The sequence below is a fragment of the Pseudomonas sp. CP4 genome (assembly GCF_047758505.1).
GTDB classification, from domain to species: Bacteria; Pseudomonadota; Gammaproteobacteria; order Pseudomonadales; family Pseudomonadaceae; genus Aquipseudomonas; species Aquipseudomonas fluorescens_AO.
In genome coordinates this window covers 227,000-243,536 of record NZ_CP180489.1, presented here as the reverse complement: position 1 = coordinate 243,536, position 16,537 = coordinate 227,000, and the positions used below count along the sequence as shown (strand labels likewise).

Annotated in this window: 18 protein-coding genes; 4 read left to right on the top strand and 14 right to left on the bottom strand. The window is 58.4% G+C overall.

The window, feature by feature from the left end:
* The first annotated feature begins 7 nt into the window (after nt 1-7).
* Nucleotides 8-2,008: an amidohydrolase gene (locus ACMYUN_RS00935; RefSeq protein WP_083386976.1), complete on the top strand. Its 2,001-nt coding sequence runs from the start codon at nt 8-10 to the stop codon at nt 2,006-2,008.
* A gap of 46 nt (nt 2,009-2,054) precedes the next feature.
* On the opposite strand, the gene ACMYUN_RS00930 is transcribed toward ACMYUN_RS00935, so the two are convergent.
* Together ACMYUN_RS00930 and ACMYUN_RS00925 are read right to left on the bottom strand one after the other, a co-directional pair.
* Nucleotides 2,055-2,195 (bottom strand): hypothetical protein, encoded by a 141-nt coding sequence (locus ACMYUN_RS00930; protein WP_415762470.1) that lies wholly within the window; start codon nt 2,193-2,195, stop codon nt 2,055-2,057.
* Nucleotides 2,196-2,240: 45 nt separating this feature from the next.
* Nucleotides 2,241-3,242 carry a zinc-dependent alcohol dehydrogenase family protein gene (locus ACMYUN_RS00925; protein ID WP_415762469.1) on the bottom strand — a complete coding sequence of 334 codons (1,002 nt, stop codon included), beginning with the start codon at nt 3,240-3,242 and terminating at the stop codon, nt 2,241-2,243.
* A gap of 108 nt (nt 3,243-3,350) precedes the next feature.
* On the opposite strand from ACMYUN_RS00925, the gene ACMYUN_RS00920 reads away from it, so the two are divergent.
* Nucleotides 3,351-4,232: a LysR family transcriptional regulator gene (locus tag ACMYUN_RS00920; RefSeq protein ID WP_415762468.1), complete on the top strand. Its 882-nt coding sequence runs from the start codon at nt 3,351-3,353 to the stop codon at nt 4,230-4,232.
* Between the two features lie 104 nt (nt 4,233-4,336).
* Here the strand turns inward: ACMYUN_RS00920 and ACMYUN_RS00915 are convergent, their stop codons facing one another.
* The 11 genes from ACMYUN_RS00915 to ACMYUN_RS00865 form a co-directional block, all read right to left on the bottom strand.
* The gene (locus ACMYUN_RS00915; protein WP_415762467.1) at nt 4,337-5,902 is read right to left on the bottom strand and encodes an aldehyde dehydrogenase (NADP(+)); all 1,566 of its coding nucleotides are present in this window, start codon (nt 5,900-5,902) and stop codon (nt 4,337-4,339) included.
* Nucleotides 5,903-5,907: 5 nt separating this feature from the next.
* On the bottom strand, nt 5,908-6,537 hold the full coding sequence (locus ACMYUN_RS00910) for an isochorismatase family cysteine hydrolase (protein ID WP_415762465.1): 630 nt from the start codon (nt 6,535-6,537) through the stop codon (nt 5,908-5,910).
* A gap of 84 nt (nt 6,538-6,621) precedes the next feature.
* Nucleotides 6,622-7,650, bottom strand: a complete 1,029-nt coding sequence (locus tag ACMYUN_RS00905; protein WP_415762464.1) for a D-cysteine desulfhydrase family protein — start codon at nt 7,648-7,650, stop codon at nt 6,622-6,624.
* Between the two features lie 98 nt (nt 7,651-7,748).
* Nucleotides 7,749-8,405: a DsbA family oxidoreductase gene (locus ACMYUN_RS00900; protein ID WP_415762463.1), complete on the bottom strand. Its 657-nt coding sequence runs from the start codon at nt 8,403-8,405 to the stop codon at nt 7,749-7,751.
* Nucleotides 8,402-8,617, bottom strand: coding sequence for a tautomerase family protein (locus ACMYUN_RS00895; RefSeq protein WP_016774741.1), 216 nt, complete (start codon nt 8,615-8,617; stop codon nt 8,402-8,404). Before ACMYUN_RS00895 ends, ACMYUN_RS00900 begins: the two co-directional genes overlap by 4 nt.
* Before the next feature lie 204 nt (nt 8,618-8,821).
* Complete coding sequence (locus ACMYUN_RS00890; protein WP_310408634.1) at nt 8,822-9,289, bottom strand: hypothetical protein; 468 nt, start codon at nt 9,287-9,289, stop codon at nt 8,822-8,824.
* Nucleotides 9,290-9,543: 254 nt separating this feature from the next.
* Nucleotides 9,544-10,335, bottom strand: a complete 792-nt coding sequence (locus ACMYUN_RS00885; protein WP_415762461.1) for a DUF2063 domain-containing protein — start codon at nt 10,333-10,335, stop codon at nt 9,544-9,546.
* Nucleotides 10,328-11,212: a DUF692 domain-containing protein gene (locus ACMYUN_RS00880; protein WP_415762460.1), complete on the bottom strand. Its 885-nt coding sequence runs from the start codon at nt 11,210-11,212 to the stop codon at nt 10,328-10,330. The genes ACMYUN_RS00885 and ACMYUN_RS00880 overlap by 8 nt, the downstream gene beginning before the upstream one ends.
* 113 nt (nt 11,213-11,325) lie before the next feature.
* On the bottom strand, nt 11,326-11,745 hold the full coding sequence (locus tag ACMYUN_RS00875; protein ID WP_415762459.1) for an organic hydroperoxide resistance protein: 420 nt from the start codon (nt 11,743-11,745) through the stop codon (nt 11,326-11,328).
* Between the two features lie 59 nt (nt 11,746-11,804).
* Nucleotides 11,805-12,320 carry a DoxX family protein gene (locus ACMYUN_RS00870; RefSeq protein ID WP_415762457.1) on the bottom strand — a complete coding sequence of 172 codons (516 nt, stop codon included), beginning with the start codon at nt 12,318-12,320 and terminating at the stop codon, nt 11,805-11,807.
* Nucleotides 12,321-12,695: 375 nt separating this feature from the next.
* Entirely contained in the window at nt 12,696-13,757 is a 1,062-nt protein-coding gene (locus ACMYUN_RS00865; RefSeq protein WP_415762455.1) for an SDR family oxidoreductase, read from the bottom strand.
* A gap of 104 nt (nt 13,758-13,861) precedes the next feature.
* On the opposite strand from ACMYUN_RS00865, the gene ACMYUN_RS00860 reads away from it, so the two are divergent.
* Both ACMYUN_RS00860 and ACMYUN_RS00855 read left to right on the top strand, forming a co-directional pair.
* Nucleotides 13,862-14,494: a dTMP kinase gene (locus ACMYUN_RS00860; RefSeq protein WP_129999316.1), complete on the top strand. Its 633-nt coding sequence runs from the start codon at nt 13,862-13,864 to the stop codon at nt 14,492-14,494.
* A 107-nt stretch (nt 14,495-14,601) separates the two neighbouring features.
* A complete protein-coding gene (locus tag ACMYUN_RS00855) occupies nt 14,602-14,991 on the top strand; it encodes a low affinity iron permease family protein (RefSeq protein ID WP_039762888.1) in 390 nt (129 codons plus the stop codon).
* A gap of 271 nt (nt 14,992-15,262) precedes the next feature.
* Here ACMYUN_RS00855 and ACMYUN_RS00850 read toward each other — a convergent pair whose 3' ends face one another.
* On the bottom strand, nt 15,263-15,730 hold the full coding sequence (locus tag ACMYUN_RS00850) for a metallophosphoesterase family protein (protein ID WP_415762453.1): 468 nt from the start codon (nt 15,728-15,730) through the stop codon (nt 15,263-15,265).
* Nucleotides 15,731-16,537: the final 807 nt, after the last annotated feature.

The window sequence follows — 16,537 nt, the reverse complement described above, 5'->3', positions numbered from 1 at the left end:
TCTACCTATGACATCGCGTCGAAAACTTCTCCAGGCCGCCTCCACCTTAGCGTTAGGGGGTGTCTTTGGACGCAGCGCTTTTTCCGAAACGCTAAGTAGGGAAGGGCCCAATATGACCGATTCCATTCCGGACATCATTTTCCACAATGGCGAGATCACTACACTGGATCGCGCCAACCCAGTCGCCCACGCCGTTGCAATCAAAGACGGCAAGTTTCTGGCTGTAGGGTCAGACCAGGAAGTCATGGCGCTGGCTGGCTCAGCCACAAAAGTTGTCGACCTCAAGCGCCGTTGTGTGCTCCCTGGCTTAGTCGATAACCATACCCACATGGTCCGCGGCGGCCTTAACTACAATCTGGAATTGCGCTGGGACGGTGTGCGTTCACTGGCTGACGCCATGGACATGCTCAAGCGCCAAGTGGCTAACACACCAGCACCGCAGTGGGTTCGCGTGGTAGGTGGCTTCACTGAACACCAGTTCGTTGAAAAGCGTTTGCCAACCATAGCCGAGATCAATGCGATCGCGCCCGATACACCTGTATTTCTTCTGCATCTCTATGACCGGGCCTTGCTCAATGGTGCGGCCTTGCGCGCGGTCGGCTACACCCGAGATACCCCCGAGCCACCAGGCGGGAAAATTTACCGCGATGCCAATGGTGCGCCTACGGGCCTGCTGTTGGCCACGCCCAACGCGACGATCCTTTACGCCACGTTGGCCAAGGGACCGAAGTTGCCCTTCGACTATCAGGTCAACTCCACTCGCCATTTCATGCGCGAGCTCAATCGCTTGGGTGTGACAGGGGTTATTGATGCGGGCGGCGGTTTCCAAAACTATCCCGACGATTACGCAGTGATCCAGAAGTTGGACAACGATGGGCAAATGACGGTCAGGTTGGCTTACAACCTGTTCACTCAGAAACCCAAGGAAGAGAAGGAGGACTTCCTCAAGTGGACCTCCAGCGTTAAGTACAAGCAAGGAAACGACTACTTCCGTCACAACGGCGCGGGCGAAATGTTGGTGTTTTCCGCTGCCGACTTCGAAGATTTTCGCCAGCCGCGACCGGACCTGCAGCCCGAGATGGAGGGAGAACTGGAGGAAGTTGTGCGCATCCTTGCAGAGAACCGATGGCCGTGGCGGTTGCATGCCACCTACGACGAAACCATTACCCGAGCGCTGGATGTATTTGAGAAGGTCAACGAGGACATCCCCCTCGCTGGCATCAATTGGTTCTTTGATCATGCCGAAACCATCTCGGACAAATCGATCGACCGTATCGCCGCGCTCGGCGGTGGCATCGCTGTACAACATCGTATGGCTTATCAGGGCGAGTACTTCGTCGAGCGCTACGGCGCCCGTGCGGCGCAAGCGACCCCGCCCGTAGCGCGCATACTGGAAAAAGGGGTGAAAGTGTCTGCAGGCACCGATGCCACCCGGGTTGCCTCCTACAACCCCTGGGTTTCGCTATCCTGGATGGTAACCGGTAAAACGGTGGGCGGTCTGAATCTGTACCCTCAACGAAACCTGCTTGATCGCGAAGCGGCGTTGCGGATGTGGACAGAGAATGTCGCCTGGTTTTCTAACGAAGAGGGCAAACGTGGTCGCATCCAGACCGGTCACTTTGCTGACCTGATTGTGCCAAGTAAGGACTACTTCTCTGTGCCTGAGGACGAGATTTCATTTCTTACCGCCGATATGACCGTGGTTGGCGGGCGCGTGGTTTACGGGGCCGGCCAATTCGCCAGGTTTGACGACAACCCGCTACCGCCCGCCATGCCTGACTGGTCGCCGACGCGTACCTTTAAAGGTTATGGCGCTTGGGGAGACCCAGACGGAGCAGGCAGAAACTCGCTGGCTCCGCTGCGCGCCCAAGTCGCGGCCTCGTGCGGCTGCGCAAGCTTTTGCGGCCTGCACGGTCACGATCATGCCGGTGCATGGGGATCCAATGCTCCAGTATCGGACCCCCGAAGTTTTTTTGGTGCCTTGGGCTGCTCCTGTTGGGCCGTGTAGAAATGGGCCGGTGATCGATCAGCTATCCTATGAGGGTCATCGGCCATTACTCCTGCGCTGCCAGCGCCTCAATCAGTTCTTGAATGGTCACGATTGAATGAGCGAAGGTCGGCCCGTTCAACTCGTGGGGTGCTACGTGTTTGACGCCTTTGGCTGGGAGAATGGCGGCGAGGACGTTGCGGACCATTGCGCACGCTTTTGGCCAAGTGCGCTCTAAAGAGATTACAAGGAACTATGCAGCCACAAACTCGATCACCGTCTTGCCCTTGCCGCGGCCTTCGGCGACTTGGCGAAATGCCTCGTTGACGTCTTGCGGCGCAAAGTGCTGTTGATCCACGCGGATTGTCAGTTGACCCGCATTGGCCAGCGCAGCGGCCTCGCGCAGGATAGCGCCGTGGTGTTCGCGTCCTTTGCCGGTGAGCAGCGGAGCCAGAGTGAAAACGCCCGAGTAGGTGGCACTTTTGAACGACAACGGTGCCAGGCTGTGCTGGCCCCAGCCCAGGCAGCTCAGCACGTGCCCGGTATAGGCTTTCACGGCTTTGAATGATGCATCCAGTGTGCTGCCACCGACGGTGTCGTAGACAATGTCGAACCCTTCGCCGGCGGTGTAGTGCTCGACATAATCCTCAACGCTCTGTGCCTGATAGTCGATCGCCGTCGCCCCCAGCGAGCGTATGAAGTCGAGACTGCCCGCCGAACCGGTGGCGTAGACATCGGCACCGCGTGCCTTGGCCAGTTGCACAGCCACTTGGCCGACCCCGCCCGCGCCGCCATGAATCAGGACACGCTGACCGGAGCGGACGTTGGCGTGATCGACCAGACCTTCCCACGCGGTGATGAATACCAAAGGCAATGCAGCCGCCTCACGCATGCTGAGGGTGTGTGGCTTGACCGCGATCAGGCGGGCATCCACGGCAATGTACTCGGCCATGGTGCCTTGGGCACCGCCGATCCCGCCGGGCATGCCGAAGACTTCCTGGCCCAGGGTGAACCCGTCTACCGCTTCGCCCACTTCGACCACCGTACCGGCAAGATCAAGGCCGAGCACGGCCGGCAGCGTTTGGCGGGCGTGGGCCCCTGCGCCGGCGGCAATTTTGGTATCGAGCGGATTGACCCCTGCGGCGTGAACCTTGACCAGGACTTGCCCCTTACCGGGAACAGGGCGATCGATGTCACGGATGGCCAGAGGGGATTGAGCGGACTCGGCGATGGCGGCAAGCATGGAATGTTTCATGGCGGGAACCTGTGTTGGGATGGACGCTTACAGATTGCCGCGCTTTAATCATTCCGATAAGAAACCCAATTTGCATATGACTTATTCCCCAAAGAGAACCAATCGTCGATGGATCTGTTCGACAGCATGCATGTCTTTGTCCGCGTCGTGGAGCGCGGGTCTTTCTCGGCGGTCGCCCGTGAACTGAACATGGGGCAGCCGGCGGTGAGTAAACAAGTGCGCGCGCTGGAGCAGTACCTGGGTGGGCCATTGTTCGCACGCAGCACCCGGCATTTGGCCCTGACCGACCAAGGTCAACGCTTCTACGACCACTGCCAGGAAATTCTCGGCCACGTCGAAACTGCCACGCGAAGCTTCACCAGTGGCCAGGAGCAGATTGCCGGCCCTTTACGAGTCGCCGCCCCGGTCAGTTATGGAAGGTTATGCATCGCACCGCTCATAGGGATTTTCCTGCAACGCCATCCTGATGTGCGGATTGACCTGCGGCTGAGTGACCACAATGAAGACCTGCTCAAGGAAAACATCGATCTGGCGATCCGCATTGGCGCGGTGAAGAGCGAGGGATTGGTGGCACTACCACTGGGCAATAGCCCACGGCGTGTCTATGCGGCGCCCGGTTATCTGGATCTACACGGCGTGCCACGTGAGCCCAGCGAACTGTCAGGACACAACTGCATCGGCTTCACGTTGCTGGAGCATTACGACCGTTGGACCTTTACGCACCTCGGCCAAGCGTTCGATGTAGGTATCCAAGGCAACGTCACCAGCAACAGCAGCGAGGCCATCCGCGAAATGGTGCTCTCTGGCCTGGGTATTTCCCTCTCACCGCAATGGCTGTTCACAGCTGACGTCGAGCAGGGCAGGGTGAGTACCGTCCTCGACAACTATCAGACCAGCGCGCTGCCTGTCAGCGCCGTACTCAGCCGCGAGCGACGACGTTCAGCGCGGACGATGGCGTTCATCGATTTTCTACGCGAGCAATTGTTGTAGCAGCATTTCGCTCGGAAGACGGATCTACATGGATCCATCAGCGGATTTTTCCTGCCATTGAAGCCATCACGGACAGGTGACCCGAGCGGATATCTGACAAGCTCTTATTGACCGTCGAGCAGGCGCGGCACTTGCCACGGATTAGCCTCGCGCAGTGCTTCTGGCAGCAGCGCATCCGGGAAGCCCTGATAAGCGACAGGACGCAGGAAGCGCTCGATTGAACTCATGCCCACCGAGGTGAAGCGGCTGTCGGAGGTCGCGGGAAACGGGCCGCCGTGGACGGTGGCGTAGGTGACTTCCTGCGGGTGAGCGAAGGCGTTGACGACAATGCGCCCGGTGCGCCGCTCCAGCACCGGCAGCAGTCGCCGGGCCAGTGCAAGGTCGCTGTTTTCCAAGTGCAGGGCCGCGCTGAGTTGCCCCTGGAGTGAGCGCGCTACGGCCAGCAATTGTGCTTCGTCGTCGACGCTCACGAGTAGCGCTGATGGCCCGAACACTTCTTGGGCCAGCAACGGTTCGCTCAGAAACCTTAGGCCGTCGACCTCAAGCAGCGCCGACTGACCGTCGAAGTCCGCATGGCTTGCACCACCTTGCGCGATGCGACGCGCGCCGGCACTTTCAATGAGCTTCAACCCGTCGAGATAGGAGGCGTGAATGCCGGGCGTCAACATCGTCCGTGCGGCGGCTTCGCTTACGCGTTTCACCATGGCGCTGCGCAGCGTTTCGAGACCGGGGCCTTTGATCGCGATCAAAAGGGCGGGGCGCAGGCAGGCCTGGCCGACATTGACCAGCATGCGCTCGATGAAGCCGTCGCCAATTTGTCCACCCCGCTCAGCGAGCGCGGCGCGCAGAATGAAGGTTGGGTTGACGCTGGTCATTTCGGTGAAGACCGGAATCGGGTCCGGGCGCAGTTGCGCGCGGCGATACAAAGCCATGCCGCCGTGTTCCGAACCGGTGAAAGTCACCGCCTTGATCAGCGGGTGATCGACCAGCGCTTCGCCGATCGTATTACCGGCGCCCCGCACCATTGAGAACACCCCCTCGTGCAAGCCGTGCTCCTGCACCGCCTGACGGATCGCACGGGCCTGGATTTCCGAGGCGCCGGGATGCGCGTTGTGCGCCTTGAGGATCACGGTTGCGCCGGCGGCCAGTGCCGACGCGGTGTCGCCACCGGCCACCGAGTAGGCAATCGGAAAGTTACTGGCGCCGAAAATTGCCACCGGGCCGATGGCGATTTTTTGCAGCCGATGGTCCATGCGTGGGCGCGGCTGACGTTCAGGCTGCGCTGGGTCGATCGCCAGTTGCAGAAAGCGGCCTTGACGCACCACCTCGCCAAACTGGCGAAACTGCGTGGCTGCGCGGTTCACTTCACCTTCGAGCTGCACCTGGGGCAAGCCCGTTTCGAGTGCGGCGCGTGATGCCAGTTCTGAACGCACACTTTCCAGGTTATCGGCGATGCTATGCAGAAACGCCGCCCGTTGGCTCAGCGAGGTGTGGCTGTAACTGTCGAACGCTTCGTCCGCGAGCATTGCAGCCTGATGCACGTGCGTCGCATCGCCCAGCGCAAAGTCCGGCTCGATCCATTCACGAGTGGCGGGGTTGAGCGCCTTCATCGTGCCGGCAGTGGCCGCGACGTCGTTTGCGCCGATGATCAACTGTCCTGTGAGGTTCATCGCCATTACTCCTGCACTGCCAGCGCTTCAATCAGTTCCTGGGTGGTGACGATTGAATGAGCGAAAGTCGGCCCGTTCAACTCGTGGGCGGCGTGCATCATTTCCGCGCGGAAAGCGGCGGTCGCATCGCGCACCAGCGTGACGTGGTAGCCCAATTCCGAGGCGTAGCGGGCGGTCGCTTCGATGCAGGTGTTGGCGAGCAGGCCGACGATGATGACGCGGGTGATGCCTTTCTGCTTCAGGCGAAAATCAAGGTCGGTATTGGCAAAGCCGCTGGAGCCCCAATGTTCCTGCACGACAATGTCGCCGTCCTTCGGCGCGAAATCGGGATGCCATTCGCCGCCCCATTCACCGCGTGCGAAGTGGTGCATGTGCATGATTTTGCATTGGGTCGGTGTTGGATGGTCCCAGTCTTCGTAGTCGCCGTGTTCCCAGCGGTGGTGCGGCACGATGAACACTGGAATGTTCTGCGCTCGTACGGCGCGATCGAGGGCTCGCAGGTTGTCGAGCAGCCCGACCTGTTCGGCAATCGGCTTGATCAAGGGGAAGACCTTGCCGTTTTCCGAGAGAAAATCGTTGTACGGATCGACCAGCAGGTAAGCGGTGCGGTTCAGCGGATAAGAGGCGTTCGACATGACGATGTACTCCACGCAAGTTGAGTGACCGATGCCGTGGGCTCGCCCGGGCATCAGTTTTTTATGACGACGAAAAAGCTCAAGTCAGTTGAAGGCGCTGCGGTAGGCAAAGAGGCCAGGCAAGCCGCCGGTCATCACAAACAGTAGATTGCTTCCTGCCGGGTAGTCGCCTTGGCGCACGGCAGCGAGCAACCCGGCGAAGGCCTTGCCACCGTAGACCGGATCCGTCAGCAAGCCCTCAACGGAGGCCAGCAGCCGAACCGCTTCGAGCATCGACTCAGTGGGTGCGCCATAGGCGTCGCCACGTTGACTGCCATTCACGGTGATTGCGCTTTCCACAAGGGATGCGGACGGATCCAGGAGCTGCAAGGTTTCCCGAGTTTTGCCCAAGGTCGTCGCCGTGGCCTGCTCCTCTGTGGCCAACACCGAGTAGCCGATAACTTCGGTTGATGATCGAGCGAGTGCCAGACCTGCTTGCAGTCCTGAATGGGTTCCGGCGCTGCCATTGGGGATGATGATCCGCTCGAAGTGAACGCCGAGCGCGTCCGCCTGGCGGAGAATCTCTCCCGCACAGGCGGCGTAGCCCAGACTGCCCCTGGGGCTGGAGCCGCCCAATGGTATGAGGAAAGGTTTTTTGCCTTGGCTTTTGAGCGCGCTGAGCAATTCGCCAGCGTAGCTGTCCGGCGTCAGACCCCGCGGCAGTCGATGAACCTTTGCGCCAAACAAATCATCGAGCAATACGTTGCCGTTATGGCAAAAATCATCATCGCTGCGCACCGCAGACGGGGTCAGGATTAGCTCGCAGGCCAAGCCGTTGCGGGCCGCGACGGCGGCGGTCAACCGGGCGTGATTGGATTGAAAACCGCCCCAGGTAACCAGTGTGTCGGCGCCTTCGGCCAATGCTTCGCCAAGCAGGAATTCAAGTTTGCGCAGTTTGTTACCACCGCCGCCGAGGCCCATCAGGTCATCGCGTTTGACGTACAGGTTGCAGCCATGCAGCTCGGCTGCCCGGCTCAGGCGGGACAGCTTTTGAATCGGTGTCGGGCCGTCCAGCAGCGCCACTCGGGGGTAGCGAGCGAGCGCAGTTTCCAGTTGATTCAAGTCGTGAGGCATGACGGTTCACTTGACGTTGATGAAAGGAAGTGGGGCGGTCACTTCACCAAGGCCCCGGCCAAATGGTTAATAACTGGTATTGCAGTTAAGTCGCTTTGTCAGGCCGGGGCGGACTCTCGTGCCACTTGCCTGAGAATTTGTTCGTACTCCTTGACGGATAGCGATCCTGACACCAACTGACGACCGTTCAGTACCAAGGCCGGGACCGAGTTGATCCCGCGTTCAAGGTAGAAACCTTCAAGTTCACGGACCTCGAGAGCGAACGCCTCGCTAGTCAAAATTTCGCGGGCGCGGGTGGTTGAAAGTCCCGCTTCACCGGCCAGGCGCACCAGTGTTTCGTGGTCGCTGGGGTTCTCGCCCTTGGTGAAATAAGCCTCGATCAGGATTTTCTTCAGCGCGACCTGGCGACCCTCCTGCACGGCCCAAAGCAGAAGGCGATGGGCATCGAAGGTATTGTAGAAATGGCTGCGCTTGTCCAGGTCGAACTGAAAACCGATGGCTTTGCCGCGCGCGACGATCATTTCATTGCGCGAGGCGACTTCTTCGGCGCTGCGCCCGTATTTGCGCATCATGTGCTTGATGGCGTGCTCGCCCTCGGCCGGCATGTCCGGGTTCAGTTCGAAGGGCTTGAAGGTCAGCTCCACGGCAACCTCGCCGGCAACATTGGCGATGGCTTGTTCCAGCGCTGTGGCGCCGAGTGCGCACCAGGGGCACACGACATCCGACACAAAGTCGATACTGACCGGGAAGGTCATTTCTTCGACTCCGTCAGTTGTTGGCGGTACTCGGTGGTGGTAATTCCGGCATAGCCCCAGTTGTCGGTGTCGACCTCTTCAATAACGATGTGGGTGAGATGCGGGTCCTTGTTGAGGACGGTTTGCATGGTCTTGGTGATCTCGGCGATGACTTGAGATTTCTGTTCTTTGGTAACGCCGTCGCGAGTGATACGAACGCTGATGAAAGGCATGGGATAAGTCTCCAGTAGGCGCCCCATCGACATGATGAGGGGAGCAGTGGGATGGACTTTAGAGTGTTGCGTTCAGGGGATAAATCAGGGGCGGAGAACATCACTTATAACGCGATGTAATCAATACAACTGAGGGCTTTGCAGAAGGTAAATCGCCCTCCCTGGCTGCAGGCGCGGGGAGGGCGAGTGCTACGGCGGGAGGAATCAGTTCTGCGCTTTGCTCATGCGGGTAAATAGCTCGGTGGGTACTTTCTTGCCGTTGGAAATGTACTGGTTGGTTCTGAACTTGTAGACCTCACCTTCCGAAAGAAAACCATCGTGGTTGGTGTCCATCGCTTTGAATTCTTCACCGCCCTGAGGCGCTACAGCCAGCAGTTCTTTAAGAGAGACGAGGCCATCATGGTCGGTGTCTGTGCGAGCGAAAGAGTCGTCGCCACACTTGCCTTCGCCGCACTTGCCCTCGGCAGTAGCGGACTTGTCGCTGGCTTCGCTAGCGCCGCATTTACCCTCGCCACATTTGCCTTCGCCGGCTTTATCCGCCGATGCCAATTGATAGCCTTGGGGCAATGGCTCAACAGCGAATGCCGCAGACGATGCCAGGCTCATGCCACCGGCCAAAGCGATAGCGGCCAGGCCGAGACTGGTTTTGTTCGAGAAAGGTGTACGGTACATAGTGCTTCTCCAGATGCTTTGCGCGGCCAGGCCGCGGTTCATGCCACAGGGGCGGATCGGCCCTCAAAGAAGCTCCGGGCGAAGGGCGCAAGCGTCTTTCACTTCGACAGAGCGTCCTTATTCGGGTAGGCCTATTTAGCGGGAGTCATGTATCGGCGATGTATCAGGCAAGAGGAGCATTTGTAAGCCAATCCCAAGACTTCGCGTTTGGGTACATAGAGATACAAAAACCGACCTCAGCCTTTGCTCGTCAATCAGGACAACAGCGTTAAAACGGGTGTCGCTGCTACGCCGACGGCAGCTTGCGCATGCAGCTGGCGCAGCAGCACCAGTGCGTCAGCGACGAAGCCGGTCACGTCTGAAGCACCAGCCTCCGCAGCCAACGCGTGCAACTGCGCTCGACCAGCCATGTCAGGGAACTGCTCGATCCGCTGCAACAAACGGAACGCGAGAGGGCTGACCTGGGAGAACTGCACTTGGCCACTCGGCACACGGCTGATCAGCAGCGTCGTCGGTTGTTCTGGCGGTTCAGAAGGCAGGTGGCCTGGCCCGAGACGATGTACGGCCCAGGTGTAAGCCAGCGGCCAGACAAGTGGGGAGAGCCTGAGGGGACGGTCGAGTAAATGCGCCGCATCACTGGCCTTTAACGGCGCAGCGTCCAACTGTTGCAGTGCCATCTCCACCCACTCGTAATGGGCCAATTCAGGCAAGAACGGGTACCAAGGGTGTTCGTGACCGGGCGAGTCTTCCAGGCTCGCTACGAAGTCTACAAACTCACGAGCAATTTCTCCGAAGCGTGGCGTTTGCGCGCGGTAGTCACGCAAAAAACGTCGTACCAGTGCACGCCAACCGGCGTCACCCAGCACGGCCACCAGCACCGGAAACGTTCCACCCAGCAAGCCCAACAGATTGTTCAACACCAGGTTGAGATAAACCTGCGCTCTCTCGGGATTCATCTGCGCTGGCGGCGCATAAGCGTCCGGATCACGCAGGTACCGGGTCAGCGCGAGCTGCTGACTGTGCAAACTTGAAGGGGAGTCAGCCATCGACAGTCACCCGCACCAGAGCATTGGCGTCGCGTTGCAAGCGCCGAATGGTATTCAACTCAGCCACCAGTTCGTCGTAGGACGGAAAGTTGAAATCGCGCTCCAGCAGCGTTGGTTTCACACCGAATAGACCATAAGCCTGGCCCAGCAATGACCAGACTACCGGTTTGACCGACGCACCATGGGTGTCGATGATCAGGTCCTCGGCTTCGTCGTAATGGCCAGCCACATGCATGGCGACTACGCGTTCTGGTTCCAAACCGGCCAGGAAAACCGCCGGATCAAACCGGTGGTTCACCGAGTTGACGTACACATTATTAACGTCGAGCAACAGGTCGCAATCGGCCTCGCGGAGCACTGCATTGGTGAACGTAAGTTCGTCCATGTCCTGATGAGCAGCGGCGTAGTAAGAGACGTTCTCCACAGCAAGACGACGACCGAGAATGTCCTGTGCACGACGGATGCGCGCCGCAACGTGATGAACGGCCTCCTCAGTGAATGGCAACGGCAGCAGGTCGTAGAGATGGCCATCGTCACTGCAGTAACTCAGGTGTTCGCTATAGAACGGCACGTTGAAGCGATCGAGAAAACTGCGGACTTGCTCAAGAAAAGACTCGTCCAGCGGCGCACTGCCACCCAGCGAAAGTGACAGGCCATGGCATGACAGCGGGTAGCGTTCAGCCAGCGACTGCATGGCCTCTCCATGCGCGCCGCCGATGCCGATCCAGTTCTCTGGAGCAACCTCAAGAAAATCGAAATCACCGTCGGGAGCGTCACGAAGCGTGTTGAGCAGCGCACGGCGCAATCCGAGCCCGACGGTCGCCTCAAGGGGGAGCTGTGGATCTAAATGCGTTGGTGATGAAGTGTTCGTTTGCATGAGCTAAATACTCCGATTCGACGTCTGAAACGCCCGATCCACGCCACCTCCACGGTCACCTTTGGCAGCCGGGCGGGCGTGAATCGGGCGATTGAAACCCGCCACGGTTCTGCTCATACGAGGTTGATCACCACGTTGATGTTGTTCCGCGTCGCTTTGGAGTACGGGCATGTCTGGTGTGCGGTGTTGATCAGGTCTTGAGCAACGTTGCGATCCAGCCCGGGAAGGTAGACGTTAAGGCGAGCCTGGAGGAAATACGCACCATCGGTTGTGCCTAAATCCACTTCGGCGTCGACGGCAAGGTCAACCGGGAGGGTGACTTTCAGCTTGCTCGCCGCAAGCCCCATCGCGCCGATGAAACAGGCCGACCAACCTGCGGCAAACAACTGCTCTGGGTTGGTACCGGCGCCAGAGGTGCCAGGCGATGACAGCTTTATATCCAGTCGGCCATCGTCACTGAGGGCGGTGCCATTTCGTCCACCCGAGGAGGTATGGACTTTGCCGGTGTACAGCACTTTATCAATATGGGTCATGGTGAAACTCCTGATTACTAGTGGGGTTGAGAGCGATAGCCTTGGTGACGCGATAACACTCAGCGCGCATTCAAACGCTTGAGATACCGACCGATGAATGCATCCAGGCTCAGCTTGCCGGCGCCAGTGAACAACAGCGGTAGTAGTGCGACGAGATAGATCAACGGCAGCTTGAAATTGCCGTAGCCTTTGTTGCTGATGGAGTAACCCATAGCCAGATCGCTCAACGTCGACCACTCTGCTGGCCAGTGAACTGCGGCAGTTGCCACGACGGTGACCACGATGAGGATCAGTGCCGAGAGGCGTGTTCCCAGGCCTACAAGCAAAGCAATGGAACAGAGCAGTTCTGCCCACATGGATAACTGCCAATTGAACGTAGCCGGCAGCTGATTGAAGGGAAAAGGAAAGGCACCTTGAATGCTGGGGAACCAGTTCTCACCGTTCCACTTTTCCCATCCAGCTTCAAAAAATTCCCAGGCCAGAAACGCGCGCAGGCTTAAAGGGGCGACCCAGTCCCCGGCGCGATCGAGATTAAGTTGCAGCCGATTCAAGACCGATGAGGCGTTTGTTTGCATTGGTTTAATCCTCCGACTTGTCGTCAAGAAAGTGGAAGCCGTTCAGGTGCTCCCACTGACAGGTGTCAGGCACAGGAGCACTGCGCTGGCCGTGAGCGCAGTTCATCGTGCTGGTGTATCTCGCTTGTGTCTGAGGGGGCGGGAAGATCAATGTTGTGTAACGTGTTTGCGTCCGTACACACTTGGATACAGAGCAATACCTGTCGAAGGCGCTATTTTGGAGTCGGGATATACGATCGGCTGCGTTCTGCCGGTGACTGGCGGGAGGATTTCGCAGAGCGAATGAACGTCGCAGATGAGGGGAGGGCGAGTGCGTGGAAAGTCCTGTTGAACGAGGGGGCACGCTAGGTGCCCACCCGATCTGTCTGCAACCGTCTAAGGTATCAAACGCATCTCTCGCAGTTTGTCGAACACGTCAAAAAATGCCTGATCACTCGCTTGGTAGGCAGTGAAGCCCATCAGGCGGCTTTTCGACATATCCGTGACCACTTCGATGGGGCGGCCAAGGTCGGCATCGGTATGCCATGGGGAAATCAGACGTCCAATATCGGACTCTTTCAAACCGTGCTCGGCGACTATTTGCGTCCATACGGCCTGATCGTCCGCCATCTGCTTCTCTAGAGGCGAGGGTGACGCAGGATAGTCAGCAGCAGGCAGGTCGAAGTATTCGGCAATTCGGCTCCACATCCATTTCCACCGGAATACATCGCCATTGGTGATATTGAATGCCTGATTCGCCGCAGCCGGCGTGGTGGCTGCCCACAGTTGCTGTTTCGCCAACTGCCGCGCATCGGTCATGTCGGTCAGGCTGTCCCATTGCACTTTTGATCCTGGAAACACGAAAGGGCGATTGGTGTGTTTGCAAATCGAGGCATAGACGGCGAGGGTGGTTGCCATGTTCATCGCGTTGCCCACGGCCACCCCAGTGACGGTATGCGGACGATGAACGCTCCACGTGAAGCCATCCTTTTCAGCCGCGGCGAAGAGTTCGTCTTCCTGAGCGTAATAGAAGTTCTCGACATCCAGACGACCCTGTTCTTCGCGAAACGGTGTCTGCGGCAGGCTGCCTTTTCCATAGGCTTCGAAAGGGCCGAGGTAGTGTTTCAGGCCGGTAACCAGTGCTACGTGTTTGACGCTTTTGGCTGGGCGAATGGCGGCGAGGACGTTGCGCACCATGGCCGCATTGACGCGAATGTTCTCGGCCTCCGTGGCTTGCCGCGACCATGTGGTAATGAACACATGCGTGGGTTTCACATCCCTCAGCGCATGTTCCAGTGAAGCAGGGTCCTGAAGGTCTGCCGCGACGGGGATCACGCCTTGCGCTTGCGACGGATGCCTCGACAGCGCGGCGACTTGCCACTGGTTGTCGATGAGTAACTGGGTGATGGCGCTGCCGACAATGCCGCTGGCGCCCACGACTAGAGCTGTCTGGGTCATAGGTTTCTCCTGGATTTGAGTTTGGGAGTCCGTCCGAGCAACAGAGGTTCAACCTGAAAATCCGTTAGAGTGCTCGCTACTCCCCGTTAAAGCCTGTGAGAAAAATGACTCGTCCGCTGTTTGTCGCTCTGGATGGCCCCAAAGGCGTCGGCAAAACCTCGCTGTTGGAGGCCATCACTGAAGTCCTGAGGGCGGACAAGCAAAAAGTCATCCGACTCTGCGAGAAAAAAAGCGACCCGTTCAGGGGCGAGACAATGCACTTGGTGAACCAACTCGTCCGCCACCCTGACCGGGATCTGGAACTGGAAGTTTGCCAACGCCTGGCTGATAGCCGCCGCTGGATTTCTCAACACGTGCTCACCAAACAACCCGCCGACAGCATCATCCTGATCGATCGCTGGTACCCGTCCGATGCGGCGTTTCGCCGGATAGTCCCGTTCGCTGAAATCCTGCAGTTGAACATTGACCGCAACGTCCAGGTGCCCGACCTGCATGTCGGGGTGATCACAGCGGCGCAGATTTCATGGGCGAGGGCAGGGGCACGCCGGCGCGGCTTGAGCAGTACGGTGCTTCGCGGTCTTGAGGAGCATGTCGCTTGTACTGAGGCGTTTGAGGTGGCCGCTGCCGATCAGGGTTGGTTTTTGTGTCGGAATGAGGGAACGATCGAGGAGGCGACGAGGCGGGTGGTGGGGGAGATTGATCGGGTGATGAGCCGCCGATCTAGCCTCTCGATCTGACGCCTGAGCACACTTGCCAATCTGCACCACCGACGAGCGGCGCAAATATGACAAGTATTTCACCACTAAGCGAGGTCAAGAGATTAGGTTTATTCAGAGGTTCCAAGATGAGATTTGCACGTTTTTGCCAGGCGCTTTCCAACTGGGCAGGTAGCCCGAAGACCTTTTTGACAGCGATCATTTTGATCATTGCCTGGGCCGGAACAGGGCCGTACTTCCACTATAACGACACCTGGCAACTCATCATCAACACGTCCACCACGATCATTACGTTCCTGATGGTGTTCCTCATTCAAAACACCCAGAACCGCGACAACGACATTCTGCATCTGAAGATCGATGAGCTCATACGCGCCACCCATGAAGCCCAGAATGCCACGCTGGGTCTGGAGAAAATGGAGGCGCGCGAGCTGAGAAAATTGCGGGATCGGTATCGTGCGTTGGGTGAATCGAGTGAGATTGATGTAGAGCCGATCCATGATGATGGGGCTCGTTAGGACTCGATTGCAGGTCTTTTTTCTGCCGCTATCCCCAGGTGCGTGATTACATCGATTTGACTCGCCACCGCATCCTCAGCATGGGCACCTTTGTCGCGCGGCCCAGTGTTAATTGGACGAGACTTGACTACCGGTCAGCTTGCCCCCGACCGCTTCGAAACCGGCTGGCGCCAAGCGCTTGAACACCGCCTCCACAAAACGCTGCAGCAACTGTTGGCGCTGCAGATCATGCGTGTATTCCCTGTTCTGGATCGCGGTAACCGTAGCGATTTCAGGCGGGAGGATCCAGCAGGTCAATCAGGCGCGGCTCGATGCTGTCGGGTTGTATGTCGAGAATTGCCAGCGTGACCGGCAATCTGAAACGCCGAGGGCCGGCGCTACCAGGGTTCACGTATAGACGATCGCCGCGCCATTCGATGCACGGTTTGTGAGAGTGGCCGGTGATGATGAGCTTTATGTCTGGATCCAGGTCGGCAGGGACGTCGGCGATGTCGTGGACAAGAAGGGTGCGCCAGCCGTTGATAGTGCAGGTCAGACGGTCGGGGAGGTCTCTGGCCCATGGGCTGCTGAGATCATTGTTGCCGCGCACGGCGTGGACGGGAGCAATTTCGGACAATTGGGCGAGGATGTCCGGGTTGCCGATGTCGCCGGCGTGGATGATCAGGTCACAGCCTTGGAGCGCGCCAATGGCTTCAGCGCGGAGGAGATTGTGAGTGTCGGATATCAGAGCGGTTTTCAAGGGCAAATGCTCCGTAGATGTTTCGAGTGGGAGTGGCTGTTTTCGACCCAAAGCTGCCTTTTGCCAAGCAGTGATTCAGGGGTTTTAGTTCGTCATTATGGCTAGATCCAGAATAACGTCCTGGCGTTCAGCGGTGAGTTCCAAGCCTGCCTTCACAGCCGAGTGACTGTCAGTTATGCGTAGTTAGCGCTTGTTAGCGCCCGGCTACCGAAGTATGTCGCGTGGTGACTTTTTCGCTGGCCACTCAAGACTCTGCGTCGATTTTCGATGCCCGTGGCCTGCAGGAAACGGCAGTACGATGTACGAACATTTTTGACATCCCTGTCTCTTTGCCATCGTCACAATCATGTGGGAAAAGGCTGATTTTTATTTCGCAGAATTTCTACATTTTGTTTGCCTCACCAGCAAAAAACGTGGTTATTATCTGCCGGCGCTTCGGGTCACAAACCCGGCGCCAGAAGATTGTCGTGTGTCCACAGACCCGGCAGTCGCAGCCGATCGGGACCACCCTGGCGCTGTCATCCCCGCGCAGGTTGTTCCTCGTCGTTGACCCTCAAAATGGAAGGCGAGGTTTCAATTGGTCACGCGGTTTGCAATCGTCGATGTATTGAATGGGGCGACGTCTGTCGCCAATGATTCGACCCACTTTCCAGTTGCCTGCGCCGACCGCGCGGCGGCGTTCTTCTCCAGCCTGTCTCCCCCCGAATCTCTGCGTGTGCCCGCGTTCAACGTGAGTCTGCACGCGCGCGCCGTGCCATCCTCCTGAATTCGAATGACCGTGCCGGCATCTGATGCCGGGGCCTGACC